This is a genomic window from Tsuneonella rigui (assembly GCF_003958625.1).
In the GTDB taxonomy this organism is placed as follows: domain Bacteria; phylum Pseudomonadota; class Alphaproteobacteria; order Sphingomonadales; family Sphingomonadaceae; genus Tsuneonella; species Tsuneonella rigui.
Map to the genome: position 1 here is coordinate 187995 of NZ_RSEL01000005.1, position 23831 is coordinate 211825.

22 protein-coding genes are annotated in these 23831 nt (G+C 67.8%); 4 read left to right on the forward strand and 18 right to left on the reverse strand.

What is annotated here, in order from left to right:
* Positions 1-3 precede the first annotated feature (3 nt).
* From xrtA to ELY12_RS01690, 11 genes are all read right to left on the reverse strand, one after another.
* The gene (xrtA, locus tag ELY12_RS01640) at positions 4-1002 is read right to left on the reverse strand and encodes an exosortase A (protein WP_126174961.1); all 999 of its coding nucleotides are present in this window, start codon (positions 1000-1002) and stop codon (positions 4-6) included.
* Positions 992-2221 carry a TIGR03087 family PEP-CTERM/XrtA system glycosyltransferase gene (locus ELY12_RS01645; protein WP_338142039.1) on the reverse strand — a complete coding sequence of 410 codons (1230 nt, stop codon included), beginning with the start codon at positions 2219-2221 and terminating at the stop codon, positions 992-994. Before ELY12_RS01645 ends, xrtA begins: the two co-directional genes overlap by 11 nt.
* Positions 2218-3282 carry a FemAB family XrtA/PEP-CTERM system-associated protein gene (locus ELY12_RS01650; RefSeq protein ID WP_126174962.1) on the reverse strand — a complete coding sequence of 355 codons (1065 nt, stop codon included), beginning with the start codon at positions 3280-3282 and terminating at the stop codon, positions 2218-2220. The genes ELY12_RS01645 and ELY12_RS01650 overlap by 4 nt, the downstream gene beginning before the upstream one ends.
* Positions 3279-4166, reverse strand: a complete 888-nt coding sequence (locus ELY12_RS01655) for an XrtA system polysaccharide deacetylase (protein ID WP_126174963.1) — start codon at positions 4164-4166, stop codon at positions 3279-3281. The genes ELY12_RS01650 and ELY12_RS01655 overlap by 4 nt, the downstream gene beginning before the upstream one ends.
* Before the next feature lie 16 nt (positions 4167-4182).
* On the reverse strand, positions 4183-5289 hold the full coding sequence (locus ELY12_RS01660) for an XrtA/PEP-CTERM system-associated ATPase (protein ID WP_126174964.1): 1107 nt from the start codon (positions 5287-5289) through the stop codon (positions 4183-4185).
* A 23-nt stretch (positions 5290-5312) separates the two neighbouring features.
* Positions 5313-6944: a preprotein translocase subunit YajC gene (locus tag ELY12_RS01665; RefSeq protein WP_241229676.1), complete on the reverse strand. Its 1632-nt coding sequence runs from the start codon at positions 6942-6944 to the stop codon at positions 5313-5315.
* 4 nt (positions 6945-6948) lie between these two features.
* Positions 6949-7950, reverse strand: coding sequence for a capsular biosynthesis protein (locus ELY12_RS01670; protein WP_126174965.1), 1002 nt, complete (start codon positions 7948-7950; stop codon positions 6949-6951).
* The gene (locus ELY12_RS01675; RefSeq protein ID WP_126174966.1) at positions 7947-9449 is read right to left on the reverse strand and encodes an XrtA system polysaccharide chain length determinant; all 1503 of its coding nucleotides are present in this window, start codon (positions 9447-9449) and stop codon (positions 7947-7949) included. Before ELY12_RS01675 ends, ELY12_RS01670 begins: the two co-directional genes overlap by 4 nt.
* Positions 9450-9462: 13 nt before the next feature.
* On the reverse strand, positions 9463-10110 hold the full coding sequence (locus ELY12_RS01680) for an XrtA/PEP-CTERM system exopolysaccharide export protein (protein WP_126174967.1): 648 nt from the start codon (positions 10108-10110) through the stop codon (positions 9463-9465).
* Positions 10111-10282: 172 nt separating this feature from the next.
* Positions 10283-11512 carry a pyridoxal-dependent decarboxylase, exosortase A system-associated gene (locus tag ELY12_RS01685; RefSeq protein WP_126174968.1) on the reverse strand — a complete coding sequence of 410 codons (1230 nt, stop codon included), beginning with the start codon at positions 11510-11512 and terminating at the stop codon, positions 10283-10285.
* Positions 11509-13020, reverse strand: coding sequence for an acyl-CoA ligase (AMP-forming), exosortase A system-associated (locus ELY12_RS01690; RefSeq protein WP_126174969.1), 1512 nt, complete (start codon positions 13018-13020; stop codon positions 11509-11511). The genes ELY12_RS01685 and ELY12_RS01690 overlap by 4 nt, the downstream gene beginning before the upstream one ends.
* A gap of 152 nt (positions 13021-13172) precedes the next feature.
* Here ELY12_RS01690 and ELY12_RS01695 point away from each other — a divergent pair, with 152 nt between their 5' ends.
* The 4 genes from ELY12_RS01695 to ELY12_RS01710 all read left to right on the forward strand — a co-directional run bounded on the left by ELY12_RS01695 (position 13173) and on the right by ELY12_RS01710 (position 15792).
* On the forward strand, positions 13173-14015 hold the full coding sequence (locus tag ELY12_RS01695; protein WP_338142042.1) for a GNAT family N-acetyltransferase: 843 nt from the start codon (positions 13173-13175) through the stop codon (positions 14013-14015).
* Positions 14016-14045: 30 nt separating this feature from the next.
* On the forward strand, positions 14046-14339 hold the full coding sequence (locus ELY12_RS01700) for a phosphopantetheine-binding protein (protein ID WP_126174971.1): 294 nt from the start codon (positions 14046-14048) through the stop codon (positions 14337-14339).
* Positions 14340-14407: 68 nt separating this feature from the next.
* The gene (locus ELY12_RS01705) at positions 14408-15022 is read left to right on the forward strand and encodes an alpha/beta hydrolase family protein (protein ID WP_420907043.1); all 615 of its coding nucleotides are present in this window, start codon (positions 14408-14410) and stop codon (positions 15020-15022) included.
* The gene (locus ELY12_RS01710; protein ID WP_126174972.1) at positions 15019-15792 is read left to right on the forward strand and encodes a hydrolase 1, exosortase A system-associated; all 774 of its coding nucleotides are present in this window, start codon (positions 15019-15021) and stop codon (positions 15790-15792) included. Before ELY12_RS01705 ends, ELY12_RS01710 begins: the two co-directional genes overlap by 4 nt.
* Here the strand turns inward: ELY12_RS01710 and ELY12_RS01715 are convergent.
* From ELY12_RS01715 to ELY12_RS01745, 7 genes are all read right to left on the reverse strand, one after another.
* Positions 15789-16979: a class I SAM-dependent RNA methyltransferase gene (locus tag ELY12_RS01715; RefSeq protein ID WP_126174973.1), complete on the reverse strand. Its 1191-nt coding sequence runs from the start codon at positions 16977-16979 to the stop codon at positions 15789-15791. The genes ELY12_RS01710 and ELY12_RS01715 overlap by 4 nt on opposite strands.
* Positions 16976-18364 carry an NAD(P)H-hydrate dehydratase gene (locus ELY12_RS01720; RefSeq protein ID WP_126174974.1) on the reverse strand — a complete coding sequence of 463 codons (1389 nt, stop codon included), beginning with the start codon at positions 18362-18364 and terminating at the stop codon, positions 16976-16978. Before ELY12_RS01720 ends, ELY12_RS01715 begins: the two co-directional genes overlap by 4 nt.
* Complete coding sequence (locus ELY12_RS01725; protein ID WP_126174975.1) at positions 18351-18707, reverse strand: hypothetical protein; 357 nt, start codon at positions 18705-18707, stop codon at positions 18351-18353. Before ELY12_RS01725 ends, ELY12_RS01720 begins: the two co-directional genes overlap by 14 nt.
* Positions 18707-20554 (reverse strand): dihydroxy-acid dehydratase, encoded by a 1848-nt coding sequence (ilvD, locus tag ELY12_RS01730; RefSeq protein WP_126174976.1) that lies wholly within the window; start codon positions 20552-20554, stop codon positions 18707-18709. Before ilvD ends, ELY12_RS01725 begins: the two co-directional genes overlap by 1 nt.
* A gap of 66 nt (positions 20555-20620) precedes the next feature.
* The gene (locus tag ELY12_RS01735; RefSeq protein ID WP_126174977.1) at positions 20621-21355 is read right to left on the reverse strand and encodes an N-formylglutamate amidohydrolase; all 735 of its coding nucleotides are present in this window, start codon (positions 21353-21355) and stop codon (positions 20621-20623) included.
* Positions 21352-22158, reverse strand: a complete 807-nt coding sequence (locus ELY12_RS01740; protein ID WP_126174978.1) for a 4-(cytidine 5'-diphospho)-2-C-methyl-D-erythritol kinase — start codon at positions 22156-22158, stop codon at positions 21352-21354. Before ELY12_RS01740 ends, ELY12_RS01735 begins: the two co-directional genes overlap by 4 nt.
* Positions 22159-22166: 8 nt before the next feature.
* On the reverse strand, positions 22167-23816 hold the full coding sequence (locus ELY12_RS01745) for an electron transfer flavoprotein-ubiquinone oxidoreductase (protein WP_126174979.1): 1650 nt from the start codon (positions 23814-23816) through the stop codon (positions 22167-22169).
* Between the last annotated feature and the right edge of the window lie 15 nt (positions 23817-23831).

Below are 23831 nucleotides of genomic sequence, written 5' to 3' on the forward strand. Positions count from 1 at the left end.
GGCCTAGCCTAGCTGGAACAAGGCGGCAAAGGCGATTGCGGCCCCGACGATCCCGGCCATTGCCCAATCCGGCGCGATGGCGCGCGGCGCGATGCGGCTGGCGATTGCGTCGGCTTCGCCGGCTGAGAGCCCGGCGTCGGCGGGCTCGCGCTCGAAGTAACGCCAAGCAACCCCCAGCACCGCCGCGATGACGACCGCGAAGAACACCCAGCCATAGACGATGTGATCGAAGCCCCCGGCGCGCTCCGCGCCGACGTATTGCGCGACGAAGATAGTGCCCCATGCGCGCACCCCGTTCGCGAGGATCGAGGTCACCGCGGCGGCGATCACGAACACAATGCGCCGCTTCCAGTTGGCGAACGACGTCCAAGCGACCAAGGTCCCGAGCGCGATCATCGCGATCAGGAACTTCACGCCCGAGCATTCCTCCGCGACCACGAAGCGGCCCGCGGGGGTATCGATGAACAGCCCGTGGAGCTCGGCCGGCACCCCGCTGACATGCGTTAGGGCGATTGCGATGCGGGCGGTCACCTCCTGCAGCGGCACGACGATTTCGTCGCCGAACGGTACCAGGAACAGCGCGTAGAACAGCGGGAATGCCAGCACGAGTGCAGCGCGAACGCCGAGCAAAGCCACCACACTTCCCTGGAGCGCAAGCACCGCGCCGGCCTGCGCGATCAGGTTGATCCCGGCGAGCCTGCCGATCGCGCACAGCCCGAGACCTGCCGCAGTGGCCGCCAAGCCTGGCCACCACGCGACGGGGGCGAGCTTCGCCAGCGTTTCGCGCCGTAGCCATACCAGCCAGGCCAGGATCGGCGGAATGAGCAGGATATGAGCGTAGGTATCGATGTCCCACCACTGGTGGGCCATTTCCCGCCATTCGGGCCATGTGACCGCGAACAGCGCCGCGCACGCCAGCACCAGGCGCGTCAGGGACGCCCGCCACGGACTTGCTGCGCCGCCCACATCCCGGCCCCAGAGCGCGGCGGCCTCAGGCGGCATTGCGCGACTCCGGCACCCCGAGCCCGACGATATCCTCCAGCGGTGCGAGGGCAGCAGCCCAACACTTGTGATCGACGACAAATCGACGGGCCGACGCGCCCATGGCCAATGCGGTACTCCCACCTGCCAGAAGCGCGCACGCGTGCTCGATCAAGCCGGTGTCGTTCTCCGCGATGGCGTAGTCCCGTCCATCGACCGCATCGATGCCGGTCGCGGCTTCGGGCGTCAACAACACCGGACGCGCCATCGCCATGGCTTCGAGCACCTTGTTCTGCACGCCTCGCGCGATGGCGAGCGGCGCAACGACCAGGTCGGCGGCGGCGAGGAAAGGCCGCACATCAGGCACCTCGCCCCACACCCTCGTGCCGTTGACGCCATCGAACGCGCGCACCTCTGCCGTGGGCGCGCGCCCGACGATGTGAAGCTGCGCTGCGGGATGCTGCTCACGGATCGCCGGCATCAGAGCGGTCGCCGTGCGCTGAGCGGCCGCGATGTTGGGGGGATAATCCATCTGCCCCGTGAAGACGATGTGCGGACCGCACTCGTCTTGCAGCGCGGGGTGCGGAGCAACCGCTTGCGGATCGAAGAGCGCCGTGTCGATCCCGTTGCCGACCGCCACGATGTTGGCCCGACTAGCGCCGATGCGGCTGCGGAACAGCGCCGCCTCTGCCTCGGTTATCAGCAGTGTCGCATCCGCGCGTTCGGCAAGGCGCGCCTCCTCCGCGGCCAGCAGCCGCCCTTCCCGCGCATCGATCCATCCGCGCGGGCCCCGACGCTCAGTCGCGTAAGCCTCGAACTTGGCCGAATCGACGTCGCACAAGTCGACAACAAGACGCCCGCGCCAGGAAGCGGGAACATATTGCCACATCTGCCCGGAGAACACGAAGATCGTCTCGATCGGCCGGGTCGCGAGGGTGCGCGCGATCCACGCGCGCAAATCCGGACTGTCGAAGGCGGTCATGCTGACCGCCTTACCGCTTACTAATGCGCGCAAACCCGCCCTCCCCAGGCTTGCCGGACGACGCGCGAGGCAATGGCTGGCTGCAACCTTCGCCAGGAGCGGCTCTGCTGCGAAATCCCCGTCCGTCTCACCGAGTGTGGCGACATGGACCGGCCCGAGCGCGGCAAGCGCCTTCAGCAGGTGATGCGAGCGGATCTTGTCGCCGCGATCCGGCGGAAACGGGATCCGGTGCGCGATGAACAGCGTCTCGCCCATCATGCCAATCCGCGCGCGATCGGGGGTCCGAGGCGGTTGGCGACAGTGAGCGGCAGCCGCTTCCACAGCGCGATCTTCGCCGAGTACGCCTCGCTGGTCGGGTCGACGTTGCGCGGCGCGTGGCCTGGCGCATGCCATGCGGCGTAGGTCAGCGGCTCGGGCGCGAAGCCCCAGTTCTTCTTGTACGCATACGGACCGCTACCGACCTTCGAGCGTCCGAAATCGAACGTGTGGCAACCCCGCCGGCGGGCGTGACACATGAGCTCGTAATACAGCCGCTCGTTCGCCTTCGTGGCGCGCGCGGCGAAGGTGCCCCCACCCCAGTAAGGCATCGCGACACCGCGATGGTAGAGCGTCAGGACGCTGGCGATCGGCACGCCGTCGAGGTGCAGCGTCACGATGTCCGCGTCATCGGAAAACGCATCGAGCACGGCATCGAACAGCGCGCGCGGGAACACCGGTGTGCCGAGGTTGCGCACGCTTTCGGCGTAAACCGCATAGTGCGCCACACGGTCGGCCTCGCCGGTGCCGTGACTGACTACGAACGGCAGCTCGAGGCCTTTGCGCAGATCCGCTCGCTGCTTGCGCGGAACGGACAGTAACTGCGCTTCGTCAGTGTCGGCCAATGGCGCGGCGAAGTTGGCGTGCTTGCCGCTGACGACATGCCAATCCTCCGGCGTATCGCCGCCACGGAGCTCGACAGACGTGCAGGACCGGCGCTCGGCCAACTCGGCTGCCGCCTCGCCAAGCCGGGCAGCAGTTGTTGCGCTATCGGTCAGGATGCCCCCGCCCACCGCAAACCCGCTGGAAACCAGCGCAGCCGGAAACAGCGGCGAGCGCACCTCGGTCAGCGGCAGCCAGCCCGTCAGCGCGCCGCGCTTTTCGGCGATCAGGCCAAGCGCGCGCTGGCCGGTGCCCCGCTCTACCGCGCGCAGCCAGGCGGGGCGATGGAACGGGGCCGCGTCCCGCTCGGCCACGAAGCTCTCGATGCGGGCAACCTCGTTACGGTCGCTGAGATCGACCAGAGATACCCTGTCGAGCGCCGGAGAGAACGGCGCGTTCATGCAGCCAGGCTGGTCGCAAGCTCGGCCTCGCGGTGGGCGAGCAGGTCCATCCGGCCCCAAGCGAACTCATGCACCAGCTCGGTCAGCTTGCCGGCCATCTTGTCGAGGTTGGTGTAGTGCCGCAGCTTCGAGCGCATCGAGGCGTTGGGCACCCGCGGCTGCTCCGGGTCGACCTCCCACGGGTGGAAATAGAACACCGCGGGCCGCCGCTCGGTGCGGTTGACCTGGCGGATCGCCCAGCGGCTGAAGCCGTAGGGCAGCACGCGGAAGAAGCCGCCCCCGCCCGCCGCTACGCGCCGTCCGCCGAGGATCGCGGTGGTCACCGGGATCTCGACCAGGTCGTGCCAGGCGAGCGGCGTAAAAGCGAAGCGCGGCGCCTCGCGCCAGCCATAATGATCGTGCGCCACCGGCGCGACCGAGGAGCTGTAGGCATAGCCCTGCTCGGCGAGCTCCATGTAGGCCCACGGGGTGCGCTGATCGATCGAGAAGCTCGGCGCGCGGTAGCCGGTGACGGGAGCTCCGCTCGCGTCTTCCAGCACCTTGCGCGCGCGGGCGATGTCCTCGGCGAAGGTCCTGCGGTCGAGCGTGAACACGCGCGCGTGATCCCACCCGTGGCTGGCGACTTCGTGACCCGCTTCGGCAATGCGGCGGATCAGCGCGGCGTTGCGGCGCGCCACCCAGCCCAGGGTGAAGAAGGTCGCCTTCACGTCGGCCTCGGCAAACATGTCGAGGATGCGCAGGACGTTGTCGCTCACGCGCAGCGGCAAGCTGTCCCAGCTATCGCGCGCGATCACGTTCTCGAACGCGCCGACCTGAAACCAGTCCTCGACGTCGACCGAGAGGCCGTTGACGATCCTGTGCTGTGGGACGGTGAGCACCGTCATGGTCGCTCGCCTTTCGTCAGGCCGCTGCGCGCGGCTTATCGCTCTCGAACCATTCGATCAGCATGGTCAGCACGTGGCGGACCGCGTCCTCCTGCTCAGCGAGGCGGTGTTCGATCGCCTTGAGTCGCTCGGTCCATTCATCAGACATCGCTGCCGGCTTCGCCTCGGCGAGTTCGGCCACGGCTCGCTGCAATTCGAATATCTGCACATCGCGGTCCGCGAGCAGGTCCTCGACCCCCGCGGGCGGTGACGCCGGAACCGGCGCGGGCTCGACTTTCGCCAGCGGCTGCGGCGCGGCGGCGGGAAACGCGCTGTCGCCCTCCATCTCCTTGCGCACCGACGCGAGCATCGCGGAATCTATCCGCGTGCGCTGCTCGACCGCGCCCAGCAGCAGGAGCCGGCTCATGATCTGGTTCACCCGGCGCGGAATGCCGGTGGTGGCGTCGAACAGTTCGGCGAAGACGCGCTGGTCGAAAGCCGGATTGCCGTCCCAGCCGACGCACTGCAGGCGGTGGGTGATGTAAGGTTCGATCTCACTCGCGCCCATCGCCTCGAGGTGGTGAGCCGCGATCACGCGCTGGCGGAGCTGCTCGAGCTCAATATGCTCGGCCAGCATCTGCTTGAACTCGGGCTGGCCCAGCAGCAGCGTCTGCAGCAGCGGATGCGCGCCGAGCTGGAAGTTCGACAGCATGCGCAGCTCTTCGAGCGCCTCCACGCTGAGGTTCTGCGATTCGTCGACCACCAGCAGGCAGCGCCGCCCGGCGCGTGCCTCTTCGTGAAGAAAGCCCTCGATCGCGCCCAGCGCCGAGGCCTTGTCGTGCCCTTCGATGTCCAGCCCGAACGCCTGCGCCGCCACGTGCACCAGTTCCGCACCGTCGAGGTTGCTGGTCACGATCTGGCCGACCGTCAGCTGCGCGGGATCGATCTTGCGCATCAGGTGCGCGACGAGGGTCGACTTGCCCGCGCCCACCTCGCCGGTGATGACGATGAAGCCCTCACCCTGCGCCAGTCCGTAGCCGAGGTAGCTCAGCGCCTTGCGGTGCGTCGCGCTCTCGAAATAGAATTGCGGATCGGGCGTGAGCTGGAAGGGCCGCCCGGCCAGGCCGTAGAAATCATCGAACATCGTCAGTGGTCTTTCCTTGGCCCTCAGTGGAAGTCGTAGCGCAGGCCGAGCAGCGCCGATGCGGTGGTGAGGTTCTGGCCCGCGACCGATCCGTCGAGATGGTCGATCCCGACCGCGGCGTTGGCCGACAGCCCGTCGATCAGGTAGCGGCGATAGGCAGCCGATGCCCCGAGCACGGTCGCATCGCCCGCCCCCGCAACGCCGCTCGTCAGCCAGTTGGCGTAAGCGTTGACGTTGAAGTTCGAACGCGCGTCAATCTGGCCGGACAGGTAGGCGGCGAGCCAATAGCTCTCGTCCACCACGCCGTTCGCGGCAGCGAGCACCGTTCCGGGAGCCGCGATGAACTTGCGGCGGTCGTAGCCCGCGCCGATGCCGGCGCTCATGCGGCCGATCTGGCGAGCGTAGCTTGCATTGATCCCGCGGCCACGGAACACCGCCGAGCGGATCGAGCCGAGCACGCCAACGAGGCAGTTGTTGCCCTGCAGGCTGGCGACGCAACCGGTGACATCGCCGGTGATTGCGTTGCGGTTGGCGACGAAGTCGGTCGGCAGCGCGGCGAGCGCGTTGGTGAGCTGCCCGCCGAACCCGGTGATCCCGTCGTACACCGACAGGTTGACCGAACTGCGGCTGCTCGGCGCCCAGGCGAAGCTGCCGTAGTAGGTCGTCGAATCGTAGCGCTTGCCAATGTGCGCCTCGGCCGAAGTGCGCGTGCTCGGGCGCCACATCACGCCGACATCCCAGATCAGTCCGTCGGTATCGTAGGCGAGTTGGCGCGGCGCGCTCTTGTCGGTGACGAAGCGGCCATCGGCGCCGATGACCGGAACCCCGCCCGCGGTGCGCACGGCATCGCGGCTGGAGATCTCGACATCCTCATAACCGACCCCGCCAACTGCGGCGAGACCCGGCGTGAGCGGTACGCTGACGTCGGCGCGAACGTGCATGTCCCTTACCCGCTGGTCGAGGTTGGACACGTCTTCCTGATAGAAACCGCCGCCGACGCCGACACCAACCGGCAGGACCTCGCCGGCACGCGTTCCGACGTGCACGTTGGCGCTCTGCGCCAGGCTATCGTCGAACACATCGACTGCCGGCCCGCCGGGTGTGGCGGCGATGGCGTCGGGCGCTTCGGCGCGGGTGTAGCCGACGCGGTAGTTGGCATTGATTTCGGCGTCCCCGGTCCGCGTGTGCAGATTGGGCCCGGCATAGGCGGAATAGAGCCGGCTCTCGTTGGCCCCGCCCCGTCCGGTGCCGACCGTCGCGCCGCCATTGGCATCGACGCGGGTGCGCGTGGCGAGTGCTCCGGCCTCAACCGACAGTGCATGTGGCACCACGCTCGCATAGCCGCGCGCGACGCCTGAAACGGTGGTGCTGTCCGCGACCCCGTTGTCGTAGCCGAAGGTCCGTTCGACCCGGACCGAGGCTGCAACGCCGTTGTTGCGACCTTGCACGCTCACATCGGCGCCGGCGGCAACCTGGGTGTAGGTCACGCTGTCGCTGTTGGGCGAAAGCTCGGCGCTCAGCACCTGATTGGCCTCGATGTACGGCGCGACGCGCACTTGGCGCGTCTGCTGGCCTTCGGGCTCCTTCGCGGCGGCGGGCGCGGCGATCGCCATCGCGGCGACCCCCATCGCCAGACGGTATGTCCACTTGGTCATGGGCTTACCCCTCGTACCCATAGTAGGTCCCGAAGCGCCGCCCGCTCGGGCTGAAGTGCGTCGCGTTGAGCAGCAGCTTGATGTCGGGACAGGCGCCGAGCAGCTGCACGGCATCTTCAAGAGCATTGCGCCCGGTCTTGTCGGCGCGCGCGACCAGCACGGCTTGGCCCACGTGGCGCGCCAGATCGGCGGCCGGCGACGCGGCGAGCGCGGGCGGGCTGTCAAATACGACCATTCGCTTGGGCGCGCCGCGCGTCAGGCGGTCGAGCACTTCGGTGGTGCGTGCGCTGGCGAGCCACTCGCTGTCGGCGTTGGTGGCGTTGCCCGCGGGCAGCACGAACAGGCCGGGAATGTCGGTCGCCATGACCAGGTCCTCGACCTTGAGCGAGGGATCGGCGAGCGCGTCCATCAGACCGGGCGCCTTGGGCAGGCCGAGCGTCGAGAGGATCGATGGCTTGGCGAAATCGGCATCGACCAGCACCACCTCGCCGTCGCGCTCCCCCGCCATCGCGATCGCGAGGTTGGTGGCACAGAAGGTCTTTCCGTCGCCCGGAAGCGGCGAACAGATGAGTACGCGGCGCGCGGCGGCGTCGCCGGCCGCCTCGGCCGAGGCGATCACCTGCCGCTTGATGATGCGAAATTCCTCGAGCAGCGCGGTCGCGCCGGCTTCGGGGACGATCATCCCGCGTTCGCGCAGGCGGTCGCGATCGATCTCATGACGCGCGCCTGCGAATTGGACCGCGTGTTCCACAGGAGCGACTAAGGGCGGCTCGGCAACCGTAGCCTCGGGCATTGCGCTAGGTCGGGCTTCCTGCGCGGGAGTGGGTGCGACAACCGGTTCCGGTGCCGGACGCACGCGCTTCGCCGCCGGCGGGACCAGGTGGGTCGGCACCGGGGCCGCGCGGAAGGAGTCCAGTCCGAAGGTGCCGCTGGCGCGCTCGAACAGCGACCGCTCCTCGGCGCCCTCGCCCTCGCCCGGAAGCGGGATCTTGCTGTGCTCGGTCATGCCACCATCCCCCGCTGGACGAACTCGATGGTGAGCAGCACCACGAACAGGCCGGCGAGCGACGCGCTGCCGGCGTAGAACATCTTCATCCGCTTCTTGCGCAGCGCCTTGGCCGTGTCGGTCAGGCTCTCCGAGATCGCGCCGAGCACCGGCAGGTCGAGCGCACGCTCGAGACCTGATGCGGTGGCGAAGGTCGAGCGCAACTGGGTGATACCGAAGGCGGCGCCGACGCCTGCGCCGAGGCCGAGGATGAGCACGCCGAACAGCAGCAGCGGGCGATTGGGCGAAGCGGGATTGCGCGGGGTCGACGGGGGATCGACCACATCGAATTTGAAGCTCGACCGTTCGCTCTCGACCTGCCCGCGCAGGCGCATCTCCTCGCGGTTCTGGAGGAGCTCGTCATACTTCTTCTTGAGCACTTCATAGTCGCGGCTGATGCGGTTGGCCTCGGCGGAAACCGCAGGTTCGGTCGCCTGGTCGGCCATCGCGCCGCTGACGTCTGACTGCAGCGCGGCCTTGCGCGCCATCAGCGCCTGCACGTTGGCCTCACGCTCGGCCTTGATCGAGACTAGGGAGGTGTAGGCCGGGTTCGGCATGCCGCCCGCGGCGCCGCCGCCCGAGCGCTGCAACAGCGCGATTTGCCGCTTGAGCGCAGCGACATCAGGGTGCGCGTCGGTCAGCCCGCGCGCCTGCATGCCCGCGAGCTGCGCCTGCGCCTGGCCGAGCGCGGTTCCATCGCCGCCCCCGCTCGACAGCGTGCGCGGAGTACCGGCGAGCTGGCCGTTGATCGCGGCGAGCGCGCTTTGCGCAGCCGCCAGGTCGGCGTCGACCCCGCGGACTTCCTGCCGGGTCGCCGACAGCCGGCCCGCGATAGCAGTGCTGCCGCCGACGAGATCAGGGTGCGCAGCCTCGAAGGCGGAGAGTTTCTGCTCGGCCGCTTCGAGTTCGGTTTTGCGTTGCTCGAGCTGCTGGTCGAGGAACACCACCGTTTCGGCCACTTCGCCGCGGTTGCCGGCGATGTTCTCCTCGCGGAAGATATCGATCAGCTTCTGGACCACGTCTTGCGCCAGTTTGGCGTTCTCGGCGTCCGACAGGCTCGACTTGCCGACCAGCGCGGTGATCGTGAACAGGTTGTCTTCCTGGCTTTCGACCTTCACGCTTTCGGCGAGGCCGGCGACCGTGCGCTCCATCTGGCGCTGGCTGGCGATGCCCTTGCCAAGCTCGGTGCTGCGGACGACCTTTTCCAGGTTCACCGCCCCCGCCAGCGTCTTGCGAACACGCTCGATCTCGCCCTTGCCGCCGTTGGCGATCTTGAGTTGGTCGGACAGCACATCGTCGAGCTGGACGAATATGCGCGCCTTCGATTCGTACTTGTTGGGGATCATCGCCACGGCCATCCAGCCGAGCAGGCACACGCCCCAGGCAACGCCCAGTACCAGCCACCGCCGGTGCCACGCCGATACCGCCGCCGCGCGCAGTTCCTCGAAGACCTCGTTCATTGCGTCAGGGCCCTCAGAACATGCTTTCGGGGATGATGATCACGTCGCCCGGCTGGAGCATGACGTTGGCGCGGCTCTCGCCCTTCTTGAGCAGGTCGCCGAGGCGCAGCGCGTATTCGCGCTGGCGGCCGAGCTGCTTGTCGAAGCGGATCAGCTTGGCCTTGTTGCCCGCGGCGAACTCGCTGAGCCCGCCGACCGCGATCATCGCGTCGAGCACGGTCATGTTGGCGCGGTAGGGAATGCTCGCCGGCTTCTCGGTGGCGCCGATCACGCGGACCTGCTGGCTGAAGGTGCCCGCGAAGTTGGTCACGATCACGCTGACCAGCGGATCCTCGATATACTGCGACAGCTGGAGGCGGATGTCCTCCGACAGCATCGCCGGGGTCTTGCCGACCGCGGGCATGTCGTTGACCAGCGGCGTGGTGATCCGGCCGTCGGGACGAACTTGGATTTTCTCCGCGCTCAGCTCCGGGTTGCGCCAGACATTGACGGTCAGCTCGTCGAGCGGGCCGATCACGTAGTCCTCACCCGGCCCTTCTTGCATTGCCACGAACGAGGCCGGCGGAAGCTGCCCGCCGCTTCCCGTCGTCGTGCATCCGCTGAGCGCCATCGCTGCAGCGGCAATGCAGCCGAGAATTCGGGCGGGACGGAAAAAGCGCATCGATGCATCCTTGCCTGAAGCGGCCCATGCGGTGCATGTTCCGGGAGCGACCCGGCACACCGCTTGGACGCGTGTATCCGGCCGCTATCTCGCGGAAATTGGTGAACATACCGTTAGGCTTGAAGCCGCTTAACCAGCCCGGTCCCGGCGCGGGACAGCGTTAGCGGAAAGGTTAAACCAGCAGCTCGCGCGCCGGCCCCTGGCCGAGGAACATCGCCGGCGAAGCGCTTGCGCCGTAGGCCCCGGCGCAGAACACCGCGACCAGATCGCCCACCTCCGCGCGCGGCAGGTGCGCCTTGTCGGCGAGGCGGTCGAGCGGGGTGCACAGACAGCCCACGACGTTCGCCTCTTCCTCCGGCGCGGCATCGAAGCGCGAGGCAATCGCGACCGGGTAGTTACGCCGCACCACAGTGCCGAAATTGCCTGAGGCGGCGAGCTGATGGTGCAATCCGCCGTCGGTTATGACGTAGATTTCGCCGTGACTTTCCTTTCGATCGACCACCGAACACAGGTAAACCCCCGCTTCGCCGACCAGATATCGGCCCAATTCGATGCACAATTCGGTGTCCACCAGTGTTTCGGGCAGTGTTTCGAGGTGTTTGGCCAGCTGTTCACCGACCCTAGTGAGGTCGACCGGCGTGTCCCCCGCAAAGTACGGAATGCCTAGCCCCCCGCCCATGTTTAGCTTGGGCAGCGGACCGTTACCGATCTCCCGCGCCAAACGGTCAGCGAGGGCGAGCACGTTGCCCTGCGTCTCCGCAATCGCCTCGGCATCGAGCGCCTGGCTGCCGGTGAAGATGTGCAGCCCCTGCCAGTCGGCGCCGGCGGCAATGATCTCCCGCGCCAGCGCCGGCACCCGCTCGGCATCCAAGCCGAACGGCTTGGCACCGCCGCCCATCTTCATGCCCGAGCCGCGCAACTCGAAGTAGGGATTGACCCGGACCGCGAGCCGCGGGGTCTTGCCGAGCCGATCTGCAATCGCCAGCGCGCGGCGGACTTCGTTTTCGCTCTCGCAGTTGAGCGTGGCGCCGGCATCAATCGCGCCTTCGATTTCGCTGTCGCGCTTCCCTGGCCCGGCAAAACTGACCAGCGCCGGATCGATCCCCGCCGCGATCACCATCGCCAGTTCGCCGCCGGACGCGATATCAAAGCCGTCGACCAGACCCGCCATATGCTCGAGCACCGGTCGCCAGGAATTCGCTTTCACCGCGTAGTGGATCGCGAGCCGCTCCGGCATTGCCGCTCGCAGCTCGGCCACCCGGCGATCGAGGTGTTCGCGCGAATAGACGAACAGCGGAGTGCCGCCCGCCTCGGTGACGAGGTCGCTGACTTTCCGCCCACCGATCGCCAGCTCGCCGTCCAACGCGGTGTAGCCCGCAGGAATGGGACCGAGCGGCTTCATGCGGCGAACTCCTGCGCGATGGCGTTGCGGTCGAGCTTGCCGTTAGGATTGCGCGGCATGACGTCGTAGCGGCTGATCAGACGCGGCTGCATGAAGTTCGGCAGCGCGGCGGACAGCGCCTTCTTGAGCGCATCCTCATCTAGATCAGGCCCGCGCACCGCAAGGCATACTGCCTGGCCCAGCTTGGGGTCGGGAATGCCCACGGCGACCGCTTCGGCCACCAGTCCCGTGGCCACCGCCGCATCCTCGACTTCCTGCGGACTGATGCGGTTGCCCGCGCTCTTGATCATCGCATCGCGCCGGCCAACGAAATAGAGCAGCCCGTCGGCCTCGCGGCGCACCCGGTCGCCCGACCACACCGCGGTGCCGCCGTAGGCCGAAGCAGCCGGCGCCGGCTTGAACCGCTCGGCGGTCCGCTCGGCGTCCTGCCAATAACCCTGCGCCACCAACGGCCCGGCGTGGACCAGTTCGCCCTCCTCGCCGTCCGCGGCGATTTCGCCATTGTCGGCGACCACCAGGATTTCGGCGAACGGGATGCCCTTGCCCATCGACGTTGGATGGCTGTCGACCAGCGAAGGGTCGAGGTAGGTCGAGCGGAACGCCTCGGTCAGGCCGTACATCGGGAACAGGCGCGCGGCGGGAAAGATGCGCCGCAGGTCGCGTACCAGACCCTCGGTCAGCGCGCCGCCGCTGTTGGTTAGGCGGCGCATCGAGGCAGTTGCGTCAGCGGGCCAGTCGATCTCGGTAAGTTGAACCCACAGCGGCGGCACCGCGGCCAGCGTCGTGACGCCATGCTTCGCGCACGCCTTCGCGACGTCGCGCGGCAGCAAGTAATCAAGCGGCGCCACTGCCCCGCCCGCATACCAGGTCGAGAGCAGCTGGTTCTGTCCGTAGTCGAAGCTCAGCGGCAGAACGGCCAACGTCACGTCATCCGACGCCATGTCGAGGTAGTGCGCCACGCTCACCGCGCCGAGCCACATGTTAGCATGGCTCAGCATCACCCCCTTGGGTTTGCCGGTCGAGCCGCTGGTGTAGAGGATCGCCGCCAGCTCCTCAGGATCGTGGTTCGACGGCCCAAGCGGCTCGCTGCCGGCAATTGCGTCCGCCAGCTCCTCCTCCGCCACCGACACGCAGCCCGGCGGCACATCGCCGTCCTCGAGCGTCGACAGCCGCGACCCCGTGCCGATCAGCAGCACCGATCCGCTATCGGCGAGAATATGCGCTGCCTGTATCCGCTTGAGCAGCGGGTTGATCGGCACGTGCACCAGCCCCGCCCGCGCACAGGCGAGCGGCAGGAGACAAGTGGCCTCGCCCTTCGCCGCCCAGCTTGCGATCCGGTCACCCTTGGCGGCCATGGTCAGCAGCCACGCCGCGAGGCGCCCGACACGGTTCCTTAAATCCTCGAAGGTTAACGTGGCCGCGCGCAGGATCAGCGCCGGTGCCCGTCCCTCGCCCCGTTCGGCGAGGTGATCGAGCGGCCGGGGCCGCGAATCGGGCGCTGAAGGCATGGTTACTCCGAAGGGACACGAACGCGTTGGTCGCGGTCAGCTATCACGGCACGGTTAACGTCTTGCAAGACGTGGCGAGCGCGCCGGGCGGCCCGTTCGATCGCCCGGAGTGGTTCGCGCTGCTTGCCGACGGCGGTAGCGAACCGTTGGTCGTGCTGGCGAGCGACGGAGCAGAAACCGTGGCTTTGCCGCTGACCGATACCGGGAGCCGGATCGAACCGCTACGCAACTGGTATGCGTTCACCTGGCGCCAACTTGGTGGAACGGGAGCTAGCCTCCTGGCCGCCGCGGCTCGCGAGCTGCGAGAACGGGGTCACCGCGTGACCCTGTGGCCGGTGCCCGATGAAGACGGCTCGGCAACGCGGCTCGCGCGGGCCTTCGCGGACGCCGGCTGGGCGGTCCGCACCGAGCCCTGCGATCACAACCATGTGCTCCCGGTCGAAGGCCGCAGTTTCGCCGAATACTGGGCGGCGCGCCCCGGCCAGATGCGCACGACACTGAAACGCAAGGCGAAAAAGGTGTCGGTCGAAATCCACGATCACTTCGATGCGGAGGCATGGTCGGCCTACGAAACGATCTACAACGAGAGTTGGAAGCCCGAAGAAGGCGACCCGGCCCTGCTGCGAAAATTCGCCGAAGCGGAAGGCGCGGCCGGCCGCATCCGCCTGGGCATCGCCCGTGCCGACGGCGAGGCGGTCGCAGCCCAATTCTGGACGGTCGAGAACGGCACCGCCTACATCCACAAGCTCGCGCACCGCGAGAGCGCGAAGCCGTTGTCCGCGGGGACCACGCTCAGTGCCGCGTTATTCGAGCGGGTGATCGACGTCGACCGGGTGGACCTCGTCGACTTCGGCACTGGCAACGACGCTTACAAGCGCGACTGGATGGAGGTGGACCGCCCGCGCTATCGCATCGATTGTCTCGATCCGAAACAGCCGCGCGCCTGGCCGGCGCTCGCAAAGCGTTTACTTGCGCGTAAACCAAGCGCCCGCTAGGGGCCGCGCGCATTTCGCGTGAGGGACCGTATGACGGTTGATCAGCATCACTTGGGGCCAAGCCGAACCGAGATCGACGCCAAGCTGCGTCGGATCCTGGTCGACGCCCTTGGTCTCGACGAAGACCGCGTGGCGGGGTTCGATAACGACACCGGCCTGTTCGGTCACTTGCCCGAGCTTGACTCCATGGCTGTCGCCGGTCTCCTGACCGAGATGGAAGACCAGCTCGACATCATCATCGACGATGAGGATGTCGATGGCGAAATGCTCGAAACCTACGGCGGCCTGCTCGCCTTCGCCGAGGCCAAAGCCGCTTCGGCGTGACCCCTTTCGAACTCATCGACTGGCCGTGCCCCGCCACTACCGGCGAGCGGCACGATGAATTGGCGCTCGTGTTCGACCGCGGGCGTGCGCAGCGCGTGCTCGTGCTGCCGGCGTGGTTCGATGAGGCGAACAAGCTGCGGCGTCAGACCGTCGAGGTCATGCGCCGGCTCGATTTGTCGGACGTCGATAGCGTACTGCCGGATCTGCCTGGTAACAACGAAAGTGCGGCGCCGCTCGCCGAACAGACGCTCGAGAGCTGGCGAGAGGCAGCGAGGGCGGCGGCCGAACATTTCCGGGCCACGCATGTGCTGACTATTCGTGCCGGGGTCCTGCTGACACCCGACGGCATCCCCGGGTGGCGCTATGCCCCGACCAGCGGCGCCAAGGTTCTGCGCTCTCTGCTGCGCGCGCGCACCATTGCGTCGCGCGAAGCGGGCCCTGCCGAGCGGACCGAGGACTTGCAGGCCCGCGCCCGCCGAGAGGGGATCGAGCTTGCCGGATGGCGCATCGGCGCGGAAATGTTCCGCGAGCTGGAAGAGGCTGAGCCCGCCACTCAGCTGATCGATATCGAGCAAGCCAGCGTGGGCGGCTCCGGCCTCTGGCTCCGTGCCGAGCCGGACGAGGATCCCGAGCAAGCCGATGCGCTCGCCGCCATGATCGCTATCCAGTTGGGCGGCGCGTGAACCGTCTTCACCTCACCTTCGAGTGCGCCGACAGCACGCTGGCAGGCACGCTCGACATGGCGTGCGGCGCCAGCGGCCTATTGCTGGTGAGCGGCGGTAACGAAATTCGTTCGGGCGCTTTTTCAGGGCAAGCGGCGCTGGCGGCGCGGATTGCCGCGGCCGGCTATCCCGTGTTCCGCTTCGATCGGCGCGGGATCGGCGACAGCGATGGTGAGAACAAGGGGTTCCGCAAGAGCGCCAAGGACATCGCCAGCGCGCTCGTCGCGTTCAAGGTGATCGCGCCGCAAATGCAGCGGGTGGTCGCGTTCGGCAATTGTGACGCGGCCAGTGCACTGATGCTGGCTGAGGGCGCGGATTGCGATGCGCTGGTGCTGTCCAATCCCTGGACCATCGAGGAGGGCCGCGACGAACTGCCGCCCGAGGCGGTGCGGGCGCGCTATGCCGAAAAACTCAAGAACCCGCGCGAGGTGGCGCGATTGCTCACTGGCGGGGTCAACCTCCGCAAGCTGGCGAAAGGCCTGATGCAGGCCGGCAAGCGCAAGGCGGCGCCGACTACGCTGGCGGGTGAGATGGCCGCGGGGCTTACCGCGTTCGGCGGGCCGGTGCGCATCCTACTCGCGGGCGCGGATCGGACCGCGCAAGTTTTCGCGAGCAACTGGGACGCGTCCGACTCCCGGGTCGCACGCTGCGAAGGCGCCGGGCACGCCTGGGCCGAACCGCAGGCGCGCGAGTTCCTTGACCGGCACTTGCTGCAAATGCTGCGCGGCTAGCGCACGAACAGGCTGGCGAGCTCGACGTGAGTCGACCAGCGGAATTGGCCCACCGGACGCAGTTCGGCGAGATGGAACCCCGCATCAACCAGCGTGCGAGCATCCTTCGCCCAGCTCGCGGGATTGCAGCTGATGTAGACGACCCGCGGGACCGCGCTCTCGGCGATCCGCGCCACCTGCTCGCGCGCCCCGGCCCGCGGCGGATCGAGCACCACGCCATCGAAGCGCGAGAGTTCGTCGGCCTGCAACGGGTTGCGGAACAGGTCGCGGTGATGCGCTTCGACCGGCCCTCCCGATCTGCTTGCCGCGAGCCGGCACGCCAGATGGGCATCGCGCGCCGCCTCGTACGCAGCGACTCGGCCTCCAAGTGCGAACGCAAATGTGCCGAGGCCCGAGAACAAATCGGCCAACATCGTAGCTGGGCCGAGCCACTCGCGCGCCGCAGCGACCAGCGCCTGCTCGCCGTCCGCGGTCGCTTGCAAGAAGGAGCCGACTGGTAGTGGAACCGGTGTGCCGCCCAAGGTGATGGTGACCGGCTCGGGCTCGAATACGGCTTCTGAGCCGTAACCCATGTCGACTGTCAGCCGCGCCAAACCGTTGTCGTTGGCGAACGCCAGCGCGGCCTCGGTCGCCGCCAGTCCGTCCATCGAGAAATTGCGCAGCCCGCAATCGACGCCCTGGTCGGCGAGCGTCAGGTCGATGTCGACGCCCCACCGCCCCCGCTGACTCGCGAGCATGCGGCGCAGGGGCTCGACGAGTGCGAACAATTCGGGCCGCAGCACGTGGCATTCGCGCATGTCGACGATCCGGTGCGAGGCCAGCTCGCGAAAACCGACCACCACGCGGCCGTCCTGGTTCGCGGCGTGCAGCGTGGTCCGGCGGCGCGAACGCGGCGGGGACAGGTGCGGGTCGGCGAGCACTTCGGGCTCGAGCCTCTGCGAACGCGCCGCAAACACCGCCCGATCGCGCACGAACGCCGCCAACGCCGCTTCGTCGAGATGCTGCAGCTGGCACCCGCCGCAGCGGCCGAAGTGACGGCACGGAGGGGTGGCGCGTTGCGGGCCCGGCTGCACGCTGCCATCGGACTGAATGACGTCACCCGGCGCGGCGAACGCGACGTGACGGCCGCTCGCGGTCACGCCATCGCCCTTCGCGGCGACGCGGATGATTTCCTCAGCTTCGGTCACAGGAAGCGGGCGTACGCTATTGAGATAGCTTGTGAAAGATCGCCGGCGGTCATCGCCGGGCCCGCCACCCGCGTTGCTTCGGCGTGCAGCCACACCGCCTCGCCTGCGGCGTCGAAGGGATCGCTCCCCGTAGCCAAACGGCTCGCGGCGAGACCAGCCAAGACATCGCCAGTGCCAGCGGTGGCGAGCCAGCTTGGACCGGGCTCGAAGAAAGCCAACCGGCCGTCCTGAGCCGCGAGGACGATATCCGGGCCCTTGGCCAGCACCGTCGTGCCCGTCAGCTCGGCAAGCGCTCGTGCCCTGTCGACCTTGCCTGTCCCATCGATCCCGAACGTCTGGCAGAGGACAGAGAGTTCACCCTCATGCGGAGTCAGCAGCAATCGCTGGCCTGCGACACCCTCCAACAGATCGTCATCGAGCAGGTGCAGCGCGTCGGCATCAACCACGGTCGGGACGCCGCGTTCGAGGACCTCGGCGAGCCGCTTTCGTGCATGCCCATCGCGGCCAAGGCCCGGGCCGATGAGCAACGCCGACCAGCGCCTGTCCTTCAGCGCATCACCAAGCGGCGCATCGTCGACCACCAACGCCGCCGGCGCAGCGGGAGGTGCACTATCGGACAGCAGTTTGACGTATCCCGCCCCGCCCCGCATCGCCGCCTCGGCCGCCAGCAAGGCGGCGCCCGGCATTGTGCCGCCGACGACACCAACCAACCCACGCGAATATTTGTGCGCGTCCCTCGCGGGGACTGGCAGTCTAGGACGCGGAAACACGGTCGCCGCGCCACCCACTGGCTCGATGCCGATGTCGACGCATCGGCGCTCGCCCATCAGGCCGAGCGCCGGCATCATAAAATGCGCAGGCTTCCACGCGCCCAGCGCGAGCGTGAGATCGCAGGGGACGACGGGGCCGAGCAGCGCCCCGTCATCGGTCGCGACACCGCTCGGCAGATCGACGGCGACGACGAAATCATGTCCAGCCGCGAGTGATTGCAACAATGCGGCGTGCTCAGCCGACAGCGGGCGCGACAAGCCTGAGCCGAACAGGCAATCGACCAGGATACCGCCGTGCGCGGTCGCGCTGATCTCACCCTGCCAAGCCGCGCGCGCTGCACGTGCCGCATCGGTCGCAGGCTCCATCGGGGCGAAAACGCGAACCGTCAGTCCACGATCGCGGAGCTCCCGCGCAATGACATAGCCGTCCCCGCCATTGTTGCCCGGCCCGCACAGCACCGTCACCGGGCGGCCCATCGCGACGCGCCAAATCCAGTCTGCGGCGCCCTTGCCGGCGCGCTGCATTAATTCGTCAACCGAGACTCCGCGCGCGACCAGCGCCTCCTCTGCCTCGCGCATCTGGACGGCGGTAAGGACCTGATCAGGGCTGCGCATCGAGATCGGCGGGGAAGCGGTAGCGATCAGGCCCGACGGCCACTTCCATTATCGGAGGATCGCCGCGGAGGGAGCTTACCGCCTCGTCCGCCCCGTCGATCGCGATCATGCTCTTGCGATCGAGTGCGATGCGGAAGCGGCGGAATGCACCGTTGGGATGGCGGACGACGAACTCCGGCCCCTCTTCGCCGGCGACCCTCTCGACCAGACAGTCGGGGCCGAACTGGCCGCCCTCACCCTGCGCGCACTCGATCCGCTGCGCGCCATCGTTGGCTTGCGGCTGCGCCTCGCCCTGCGAGCACGCGACCAGCGCCAACAATGGAACCGCCGGCCAGCGCTGCATCAGGCGCGCCTTATCCGCGAAAGATCGCGCACCGCGCCGCGCGCCGCGCTGGTAGTCATCGCCGCGTAAGCCTGGAGCGCGGTGGAAACCGCCCGCTGACGCGGCTTTTCCGGAAACCATCCGCGCTCGCCCTGCTCATCGGCGCGGCGCGTCAGCTCTTCCTGCGGGACGACCAGCGTGATCGAGCGCTGCGGGATGTCGATCTCGATCCAGTCACCGTCGCGGACCAGCCCGATCGTGCCGCCCTCGGCCGCCTCGGGGCTGACGTGCCCGATCGACAAACCGCTCGTGCCTCCCGAAAACCGCCCGTCGGTGATCAACGCGCACGCTGCCCCGAGGCCCTTCGATTTGAGGTAGCTGGTCGGGTAGAGCATCTCCTGCATTCCCGGCCCGCCGCGCGGCCCTTCGTAGCGGATCACCACCACATCGCCGCTGACGACCTGGTCGGTCAGGATCGCGGCAACCGCGGCATCCTGGCTTTCGTAAACCTTTGCTGGCCCGCCGAAGCTGAGGATGCTCTCGTCGACCCCCGCGGTCTTCACTATGCACCCGTCCTTGGCGAGATTGCCGTGCAGCACCGCCAATCCGCCGTCCTGGCTGAACGCGTGCTCCTTCGCGCGGATCACCCCAGCCTGCCGGTCGGTGTCGAGTTCATCCCAACGCCTGGCCTGGCTGAAGGCGGTCTGCGTCGGCACCCCGCCCGGTGCCGCACGATAGAAGTCCTGCACCGCCGGGCTGTTGGTGAGCCGCACGTCCCAATCGGCGAGCGCATCGCCCATCGTCGGCGAGTGGACCGTGGGCAGCGCGGTGTGAAGCAGCTGCGCCCGGTCGAGCTCGCCAAGGATCGCCATGATCCCGCCCGCGCGGTGAACATCTTCCATGTGCACGTCGCTCTTGGCCGGGGCGACCTTGCACAGGCACGGCACCTCGCGGCTGAGCCGGTCGATGTCGGACATCGTGAAGTCCACCCCCGCTTCGTGCGCGGCAGCGAGCAGGTGAAGCACGGTGTTGGTCGAGCCGCCCATGGCGATATCGAGGCTCATCGCGTTCTCGAAAGCTTCGAAGCTGGCGATCGAGCGCGGCAGCACACTGTCGTCGCCCTCGCCGTAATAGCGGCGGCACAGCTCGACCGCGAGGCGGCCGGCGCGCTCGAACAGGCCCTGCCGATCGGCGTGGGTAGCGAGAACCGAGCCATTGCCCGGCAGCGAGAGCCCCAGCGCCTCGGTCAGGCAGTTCATAGAGTTGGCGGTGAACATGCCCGAGCACGATCCGCAGGTCGGACAGGCCGCCTTCTCGATCGCGTCCACTTCCTCGTCGGTGAACTTCTCGTCGCCGGCGGCGACCATCGCATCGACCAGATCGAGCGCGACTTCCTTGCCCTTCACCACCACCTTGCCCGCTTCCATCGGGCCGCCGCTGACAAACACCACCGGGATGTTGATCCGCAGCGCCGCCATCAGCATGCCAGGCGTGATCTTGTCGCAGTTGGAGATGCACACCATCGCGTCGGCGCAGTGGGCGTTGACCATGTACTCGACGCTGTCGGCAATCAACTCTCTCGACGGGAGCGAGTAAAGCATCCCGTCGTGGCCCATGGCGATGCCATCATCGACCGCGATGGTGTTGAATTCCTTGGCGACCCCGCCCGCCGCCTCGATCTGCCGCGCGACCAGTTGGCCGAGATCCTTGAGGTGCACATGCCCCGGCACGAACTGGGTGAAGCTGTTGACCACCGCGACGATCGGCTTGCCGAAGTCGCCGTCCTTCATCCCCGTCGCGCGCCACAACCCGCGCGCGCCGGCCATGTTGCGGCCGTGGGTCGAGGTGCGGGAGCGGAGTTCGGGCATCGGTCGGGTCCTTGGCTGGAGCGCGAAGCCTAGTCCAGCGCACCGCGGCGCCCCAGCGGCTTTTCCTTACGCCGCCTCAAGCATGAGTGCCACCTGTCCCGCGACTTCGGCGAGCAGCGCGGCCCAGCGGGCTTGGCCGGCCTCGGTAGCGATCTGGTCCTGCCGCACCTCGATGCCGAGGTAGGGAATGCCGCGCGCCTCGGCATGGCGGTTCATCGTCGCGTTGAGCACTTTGCCCGAATAGGGCTCGTTGTCGCCGACGGTGAAGCCGCGCTGGCCGAGCAGGGGGATCGCGTGGCGGGCAGCGCGGTCGTCGGTGTTGTAGAGGATGCCGACCTCCCAAGGCCGCGCGGTGGGCGCGCTCCGGAGCGCCGGGGTGAAGCTGTGCAGCGAGACGAGCACAAGAGGTTCAACCTCGTCGATCCAGTGCGCGAACGCGGCGTGATAGGGGCGATGGAAGCGGCTCAACCTCCGCTCCACATCCGCGCCGATGTTGCCCGGGATGGTGTGGCCGTCGCTGACCGCGGGGACGACCGCTGGATCGTCCTCGTCCCGGTTGAGGTCGCAGACCAACCGGCTGACGCAGGCGATTTGGGCCGGAATGCCATGCCGGCGCGCCATCCGTTCGGCGACGCCCTCCACGCCGATATCGATCGCGATGTGCTCGTTGAGCAATCCGGGATCGATGCCCAGCACGACGTCGTCCGGCACATGGTTTGAGGCATGATCGGCGATCAGGAGCATGCCGTGCCGGCGCGGCGCCGGTCCGACATGACGCCACGGCTGCCACTCGGCGATCATGGGCGGAGCTTTCCGGTCATTTGCCACCAATCGGGATGATCGCGGGCAATGCGCTGCGCTGCTACGTCTCGTGCCTCGGGATCGGCATAGAGCGCAAAGCAGGTAGCGCCCGAGCCGGACATGCGGGCGAGGGTCGCAGCGTCGCGCAGGGTCGAAAGGACATCGGCAATCTGCGGGGCGAGCGCGATGGCGGGCGCTTCGAGATCGTTGCGCCCTCGTTCGGCGATCTGCGATGCGGGACCGACGGGCAGCGGCCCGCGATCCTCGCCATCCCATCCGGCGAACACCGGCCCGGTTGCGAGAGGCACGCGCGGGTTCACGAGCAGCACAGGAGTGCTTCCCAGATCGTTGACGACGCTCGACAAATCCGTGCCCGTGCCGTGCCCGAGACACATCCGGCTCTCGACACAGGCCGGCACATCCGCGCCAAGCGCTACTGCGCGGTCGCGCCAGTCTTCGGGCAGGCCGTGAAGCTCGTCGACGATCCGGAACACCGCCCCCGCATCGGCCGAACCGCCACCGAGCCCGGCAGCGACCGGCAGGTACTTCTCGAGCGCCACCGCGAGACGCTGCGACCGCGGCAACTTCGCGAGCGCCCGCCCAGCAATGTTGCCAAACGGATCAGTCAGTTGTGAGGCGAACTCGCCAACCACCGTCAACTCATCTTGCTCGGCCGGCCGCGCCGTCAGCACGTCCCCCGCGTCGACGAATGCAAACAGCGTCTCGAGCTCGTGATATCCGTCCTCACGCCGCCGCCGGACATGCAGCGCGAGGTTGATCTTGGCGTAGGCAATCTCGCGCAAGGCGCGGATCACATGTTCGGGTAGTTCGGTCCGCCGCCGCCTTCGGGCGTGACCCAGGTGATGTTCTGGTTGGGGTCCTTGATGTCGCAGGTCTTGCAGTGGACGCAGTTCTGCGAGTTGATCTGGAACCGCGGCTCGCCGGTGCTTTCATCGACCAGCCATTCGTACACGCCCGCCGGACAATAACGCTGAGAGGGGCCGGCATATACGCCGAGCTCGCTGCGCTTCTGCAGCTCATAGTCGGCGACCACGAGGTGGCACGGCTGGTTCTCGGCGTGGTTGGTGTAGCTGTAGGCGACGTTGGTCAGGCGGTCGAAGCTGATCACTCCGTCGGGCTTGGGATACTTGATCTGTGGATGAAGGTCCGCACGTTCGGTCATCTCGCTGTCCCAGTGATGCTTGAACGCTGGGATGATCGGCATTTTCAGGTAGCGGAGCCACATGTCGATGCCGGCGACGATCGTGCCCATGTCGCCGCCGAACTTGGCGACGGCGGGCTGCGCGTTCTGCACCAGCTTGAGCTCGGTCGCGATCCAGCTGTCGCGCACAGCCGCATCGTAATCCATGAGCGCGGTCTTCTCTTCGCCGCGCGCGATCGCGGCGGCGACCGCTTCGGCGGCGAGCATGCCGCTCTTGATCGCGGTGTGGCTACCCTTGATGCGGGGGACGTTCACGAAGCCCGCCGCGCACCCGATCAGCGCCCCGCCCGGGAACGCAAGCGTCGGCACCGATTGCCACCCGCCCTCGTTGATCGCGCGCGCGCCATAGGCGACCCGCTTGCCGCCTTCGAGATACTCGCGGATCGCGGGATGCTGCTTCCAGCGCTGGAATTCCTGGTACGGGCTGACCCACGGGTTGCGGTAGTCGAGCGCGGTGACGAAGCCGATCGCGATCTGGTTGTTGGCCTGATGGTAGAGGAACCCGCCGCCCCAGCTCTCGCTTTCCGACAGCGGCCAGCCCTGGGTGTGGATCACCCGGCCCGGCACGTGCTTGTCGGGATCGATGTCCCAGATTTCCTTGATGCCGAGCCCGTAGACCTGCGGCTGGCAATCGGCCTCCAGGTCGTACTTCGACTTCATTCGCTTGGTCAGGTGCCCGCGCGCGCCCTCGGCGAAGAGCGTGTACTTGGCGTGGATCTCCATGCCGGGCTGGAAATCGCCCTTGTGCTCGCCGTCGGCGGCGACGCCCATGTCCTGCGTGATCACGCCCGCGACCGCGCCGTCCTCGCCGATGATCACCTCGGCAGCGGGGAAGCCGGGGAAAACCATCACGCCGAGCGCCTCGGCCTGCTCGCCGAGCCAGCGGGTCATGTTGCCGAGGCTACCGGTGTAGCAGCCCTCGTTCGACATGAACGGCGGCATCATCAGGTGCGGCAGGCTGGTCTTGCCCTTCTTCGACAGGACCCAGTGCCAGTTGTCGGTGACGCGCACCTCGGCCATCGGGCAGCCCTGTTCGCGCCACTCGGGAAGCAGCTCATCGAGGCCTTTGGGATCGACCACGGCGCCCGACAGGATATGCGCCCCGATCTCGCTCCCTTTTTCGAGAACGATGACTTCGAGCTCGGCATTGATCTGCTTCAGCCGGATCGCGGCGGCAAGGCCGGCGGGGCCTCCGCCGACGATCACCACGTCGCACGGCATCGATTCGCGTTCAATCATGGCTGTTCGGCCCCT